The sequence below is a fragment of the Bacillus sp. P14.5 genome (genome assembly GCF_003316765.1).
Classification (GTDB): Bacteria; Bacillota; Bacilli; order Bacillales; family Bacillaceae_B; genus Rossellomorea.
This window is the reverse complement of the sequence record NZ_NIJF01000065.1, coordinates 51,391-57,390: the sequence shown is the minus strand read 5'-3', so window position 1 is coordinate 57,390 and position 6,000 is coordinate 51,391. Positions and strand designations below refer to the sequence as shown.

6 protein-coding genes are annotated in these 6,000 nt (G+C 43.3%); 2 read left to right on the top strand and 4 right to left on the bottom strand.

What is annotated here, in order from left to right; translation table 11 throughout:
* The first annotated feature begins 912 nt into the window (after positions 1-912).
* Complete coding sequence (gene fumC, locus B9Z54_RS10025; RefSeq protein WP_113928264.1) at positions 913-2,292, top strand: class II fumarate hydratase; 1,380 nt, start codon at positions 913-915, stop codon at positions 2,290-2,292.
* A 208-nt stretch (positions 2,293-2,500) separates the two neighbouring features.
* Here fumC and B9Z54_RS10020 read toward each other — a convergent pair whose 3' ends face one another.
* Positions 2,501-2,722, bottom strand: coding sequence for an alpha/beta-type small acid-soluble spore protein (locus B9Z54_RS10020; protein ID WP_113928263.1), 222 nt, complete (start codon positions 2,720-2,722; stop codon positions 2,501-2,503).
* Between the two features lie 308 nt (positions 2,723-3,030).
* Between B9Z54_RS10020 and B9Z54_RS10015 the strand changes: the two genes are divergently transcribed.
* A complete protein-coding gene (locus B9Z54_RS10015) occupies positions 3,031-3,243 on the top strand; it encodes a hypothetical protein (protein ID WP_240189874.1) in 213 nt (70 codons plus the stop codon).
* Positions 3,244-3,341: 98 nt separating this feature from the next.
* Here B9Z54_RS10015 and B9Z54_RS10010 read toward each other — a convergent pair whose 3' ends face one another.
* The 3 genes from B9Z54_RS10010 to B9Z54_RS10000 all read right to left on the bottom strand — a co-directional run bounded on the left by B9Z54_RS10010 (position 3,342) and on the right by B9Z54_RS10000 (position 5,986).
* Positions 3,342-4,439, bottom strand: coding sequence for an ABC transporter ATP-binding protein (locus tag B9Z54_RS10010; RefSeq protein WP_113928261.1), 1,098 nt, complete (start codon positions 4,437-4,439; stop codon positions 3,342-3,344).
* 112 nt (positions 4,440-4,551) lie between these two features.
* Positions 4,552-5,475, bottom strand: coding sequence for a PucR family transcriptional regulator (locus tag B9Z54_RS10005; RefSeq protein ID WP_113928260.1), 924 nt, complete (start codon positions 5,473-5,475; stop codon positions 4,552-4,554).
* Positions 5,476-5,791: 316 nt separating this feature from the next.
* On the bottom strand, positions 5,792-5,986 hold the full coding sequence (locus B9Z54_RS10000) for a hypothetical protein (RefSeq protein ID WP_113928259.1): 195 nt from the start codon (positions 5,984-5,986) through the stop codon (positions 5,792-5,794).
* Positions 5,987-6,000 lie beyond the last annotated feature (14 nt).

The following is a 6,000-nucleotide window of genomic DNA, read 5'->3' as shown; positions in this document are numbered from 1 at the left end:
TGAAGAAGATGTATCCAAGTCAGCCCCTTGGGTACATGATGTTGGTTGGAAGGAGAAGAAGATGTATCCAAGCAAGCGTCTAGGGTACATGATGGAGGTCGGAAGGTGAAGAAGATGTATCCAAGCCAGCGCCTTCGGGTACACGATTGTAGTGGCAAGGAGAAGAAGATGTATCCAAGCCAGCGCCTTGGGTACATGATGGTGGTGGCAAGGAGAAGAAGATGTATCCAAGCAAGCACCTTGGGTACATGATTGTAGTGGGAAGGAGAAGAAGATGTATCCAAGCAAGCGTCTAGGGTACATGATGGGGGTCGGAAGGTGAAGAAGATGTATCCAAGCAAGCCCCTTGGCTACATGATGGAGGTCGGAAGGTGGAGAAGGTGTATCCAATCATGCATCTTGGGTACATGATTGTGGTCGGAAGGAGAAGAAGATGTATCCAAGCAAGCGTCTAGGGTACATGATGGGGGTCGGAAGGTGAAGAAGATGTATCCAAGCAAGCCCCTTGGGTACATGACTGAGGTCGGAAGGAGAAGAAGATGTATCCAAGCCAGCGCCTTGGGTATATGAACCAGACAAAAGACAAAGAAGATGCCCCACTCCAGCGTCATGGGTACACGCTCCCGCAAAAGATACATAAGAGACACCTTGCCAGCATCGTGGATACGTGATTCCGCAAAAGATGAAGTAGATATCCCCGAGCAAGCACCACGAGCAGAATCAAACCTGGTTCCTCATCAACTCCGGCAATGACCTGCATGAAAAGCCAGCACAAAAACAAAGTATTGTGAGCGCTCTATCCTACATAGCCTTAATATAGAAGATTTTTTCTACATTATTTTGCCAATGATGTTATTTCTTAATTCTTAGTGGAAAAATAGAAGAGAGAACGTTTTTTAAGGAGGAGTCGGAATGGAATATAGAACAGAACGTGATACGATTGGAGAAATTGAGGTTCCTGCTGATAAGTTTTGGGGAGCTCAGACTCAGAGAAGCAGGCAAAACTTCAAGATCAGCCATGAAAGAATGCCTCTGGAGGTTACATATGGGTTTGCGCAGTTGAAAAAGGCGGCTGCCATTGTCAATAATGAGCTGGGAAAGCTTTCTGATACCAAGAAGGATGCAATCGTCAAGGCGTGCGATGAAATTATTTCAGGCATGCTGGATGAACATTTTCCATTGGTCGTTTGGCAGACCGGCAGCGGCACTCAATCCAATATGAATGTAAACGAAGTAACCGCATACAGAGCCAATCAGATGATAGAAAGTGATGAGAAGGTCCATCCGAATGATGATGTGAATATGTCACAAAGTTCAAATGACACATTTCCAACTGCCATGCATATTGCGGCGTATAAAGAAATTCATGAAAATCTCAAGCCCGTGCTGCAGCAATTTCATGATACTTTGAATGAAAAAGAGAAGAAATTCATGGACATCATCAAAATAGGACGGACTCACTTGCAGGATGCTACACCATTGACCCTTGGACAGGAAATCAGTGGCTGGAGGACAATGATTGAAAGGTCACTAAAAATGGTGGATGAAAGCAGCAAACATCTGTTGAATTTAGCCATTGGCGGAACTGCCGTTGGTACCGGGATCAATGCCGATCCGAAATTCGGTGATATGGTAGCCGGGCAGTTGGAAAAGCAAACGGGTTACGCATTCGTTTCTTCGGACAATAAGTTTCATGCATTGACTTCACATGATGAAATTGTTCATGTTCATGGTGCTTTGAAAGCGCTGGCTGCGGATGTAATGAAGATCGCCAACGATGTGCGCTGGCTGGCAAGCGGACCAAGAAGCGGAATCGGGGAGATTACCATTCCAGCGAATGAACCGGGAAGTTCGATTATGCCGGGTAAAGTGAATCCTACACAGAGTGAAGCGCTGACAATGGTATCAGCTCAGGTATTTGGCAATGATGCTGTCATTGGATTTTCTGCCAGCCAGGGGAATTTTGAATTGAATGTATTCAAACCGGTCATCATTCATAATCTTCTCCAGTCAACAAGGCTTTTGGCAGACGGAATTAAGTCATTTGATGAAAATTGTGCTCAAGGAATCGAACCGAACCATGAAGTGATTGAGGAGTTCGTCAACAGGTCACTCATGCTGGTCACGGCCCTCAACCCATATATAGGCTACGAGAAAGCAGCTGAGATTGCCAAAACGGCTCATAAAGAAGGACTTACCCTCAAAGAAGCAGCCGTAAGATCTGGGCACCTGACGGAAGAGCAATACGACGATTGGATCGATCCTGCTAAAATGGTGAATTTGAAAAAGTAATTTGTTATCGGTTCAGTAAACGAGAATGGTATAGAGGAGATGAATAAGACAGTTAAAGGCTTGCCGTTCTCTATATTCAGGATTGAGAAATGAGGAAGAGTCCGGACTTAAGCGGAAACTATCTGCTTTCACCACGAAAACGACGATATAAAAATAGCAGCCCCTGACTTAAAGTCGGGGGCTGCAGCCATATTAATATTAAGTTAGATTAACGTTGTAGAGAACCGCTGATTTGCTGTTCTGCCATTTGTACAAGACGCTTAGTGATTTCTCCACCTACAGAACCGTTGGCACGTGCAGTAGTGTCAGCACCAAGTTGTACACCAAATTCAGAAGCGATTTCTAATTTCATTTGGTCGATAGCTTGTTGAGCTCCTGGAGCCACTAGTTGGTTAGAGTTATTGCTGCGTGATTGTTGTTGGTTTTGCATGTTTTGTCATCTCCTTGTTGTTTTTATGGTTGGGTCAACTGGACTTGCACCAGTCCCGCAAAGTTTCTGCGGCCATCTCATTTGGATGACCCATCAATGTGGTTGAATGTTTTTTTGCTGCTGTTACTCTGTATTATGGAACTTTTAAAAGAATATATACCAGATTGTCAGAGGGAATTTATTCCTAAAAAGATAGAGATGATTATCACATAATTCATAAGGATAAACAAAGGATATTAAGGAATGAATTCTGCGGAAAAACGGTGATAATAATGAAGGTATGTGCATTATGCAATGGAGTGACCCGTATGGAGATTGATTGTTCAAAATGTGGTTCTAAGCTGACGGACAGGGGAAGGGTATATGATTTCTTCGATGATTATAGCGCTTATATGGATATCGATGAAATCAAACTGGCGGATGGAATCCCGGATAGTTCCAGGTCGGATGAATGTGTACATCTGTTTTCAGGAGAGTGCCGACATGATGAAACAAGGGTCATAAAATTCAAGGAGATTTAGCCATCTAAGGTAATCCTGCTTTCTTGAAGAGGAAACTTTTAAACAAAGCACAAAAAAACTGCGGCTCAATGGATGAGCGCAGTTTTTTTGTTAGTCGATTAGCGGATGCGGTCTTCTGTTTCTGCATCAAAGAAGTGAGTTTTATTCATATCGAATGCCAAGTCGATTGTTTGGCCTGCTTCTACGTCAGTACGTGAATCAACGCGGGCAACGAAATCCTGGTCGCCAAGGCGGGAATACAGCATAGTTTCTGCACCAGTCAATTCGGATACTTCGATTTTCGCTCTGATTTTGGAACCTTGGGAAGAGTCGATGAATAGAGGCTCATCATGAATATCTTCCGGTCTTACACCAAGGATGATCTCTTTTCCGATGTATCCTTGTTCACGCAGCACTTTCATTTTTCCTTCTGGAACTTCAACAGCATCTTCTCCAAATGAGAACTTGCCTTCTTGAAGTGTTCCGCGGAAGAAGTTCATTGCTGGAGATCCGATGAATCCGCCGACAAATACGTTTTCAGGACGGTCATAAACTTCTTTAGGAGAACCAACCTGTTGAATCAGGCCGTCTTTCATAACAACGATGCGTGAAGCCATTGTCATCGCTTCTGTCTGGTCATGTGTTACGTAAATCGTTGTTGTCTGCAAGCGCTGGTGAAGCTTGGCAATTTCCGCCCTCATTTGTACACGAAGTTTTGCATCAAGGTTGGAAAGCGGCTCATCCATCAAGAATACCTTTGCATCACGGACAATCGCACGGCCAAGGGCCACACGCTGACGCTGACCACCTGATAATGCTTTAGGTTTACGGTCGAGAAGTGATTCAAGGCCAAGGATCTTGGCTGCGTCTTGTACGCGGCGGTCGATTTCCTGCTTGTCGAATTTACGCAACTTCAAACCGAATGCCATGTTGTCATAAACACTCATGTGAGGATAAAGTGCGTAGTTTTGGAAAACCATCGCAATGTCACGGTCTTTTGGTGCTACGTCATTTACTCGTTTGCCGTCGATATAGAAATCACCTTTTGAGATTTCTTCCAAACCGGCTACCATTCTCAAAGTTGTGGACTTACCGCACCCTGAAGGGCCGACGAATACGATGAATTCCTTATCTTTTATGTCAAGGTTGAAGTCTTTTACCGCAGTTACATTTTTATCATAAATTTTATAAATGCTTTTCATTTGTAATTCTGCCATTTTGTTCTCCTCCGTTTTCTATCTTTTTGTTAAAACCATTGTAATAGAAAACGCTTACTTGTTGTAATGGGTAAAGTGCATAAAAAAATCATGGAGGGTTTGGGCATGTTGCTTAATCCCCCATGTTGTTGTCATCCTCTTCCGTTTCAAGGCAGGCCAGATAAACCGTTAAGGCACCTTGAAAGGTTTTAATATCGATGCCGATTTTTTCTATGAACTTATCAATCCTATACTGGACACTATTGCGGTGCATGAATAGCGACTTTGCCGTCTGGCTTGTATTCGATTGATTCTCAAGATAGGTTTTGATCGTTATTTTCAATTCTTCGTCCTCTGCAAATACATCCTTTATATCCGCGAACATGCGGGTTTTCGTTTTTTTCGGTACGTGGTGGAGGACAAAAGGAAGGAAGGTGGATGGAAACGTAAACACCCTTCCTTTAGAAATATTATTTTCTGCAAAAGAGAAAAGATTTCTTTCTTCTTCAAAAAATGATAGAAACGAATCATCTATGGAATAAAATCTTCCAATGAAAAATCTTGGTGAAACATAGAAATCCCCTTCAATCACCGCTGCTGCTGATAGAAGTTCTTCTTCAGGAAGAGTCATTTCCGTTTTTTTCTCCACGATGGCACCAGCAGCAGGAGAGTTGAAAACAATGACCGCCTGCTCGGCGAATATACTGCGGAGTGCTTCTGTAAGCAGCTCGTTCTCCACTTTATCTTCTATTGAAAATTGTATGATGCGGTACCGATCCTTGGGAGAAGTGTTAAGCTCCAATGAAGCTCCTCCATATAAAAAATCATGCCAGCTTTGGCTCTCGGGAGAGTTATTTTGAACGTTCCCTGTTGTATCTGCCTCTGTAAAAAGAGTGAGAAGCAGTTCGGTTTCCTTTGGCGACAAGCAGTTCTTAGGAATGGAAAGGAACTCCTTTTTATCTTCTGTGGTCAGCCAAAGGTGATCCTTGCTTTGTTCTGAAGGGGGAACTTTAAGTAATTTCGATTCAGGATATTTATGGTGTAGTTTTAAAAGCATTATTTTCCCTCTTTTATTTTTCTGATTAGTTTCATTTTACGAGAATGCTGGTTGAGTTTCAAAAGGATTTGTTTGCAGTGTCTTAAGAGGATGGTGCATTGTCCATTCTTTCCTTAGAAACTGCCCGTTTTCGGTATTCTAATTGAAAACTAAAAGATTTCAGGCAGGGGCCTTTCAACCTGAGTGGAGCTGAGACGGGTTGAACTTTATGAGCAGAGGCAGCGGGAGCGTGTCCGGACCGGTGCTAAACTTCTCTTGAAAGAGTTCAATATTTAGCGGCTAATGAAAAAAGGACCAGCCGGGAAGCCGATCCTTTTTATCCTTGTTCCGCTGGAGGCTCTTCCTTCACAAGGTCCATTGACTGCTCAATATTGGAGCTCTCTTCCCGCATGTGCACGGAACCACCGCTCAGACCTTCATTAACGATTCTGTCAACATCCAGGTATGCTTTCTTCTTTCCTTCATAATGTGTATCAGAAGTGAACTCCGCTGCTTTTTTGCTCTTTGTCAATCTAACTCCTCCTT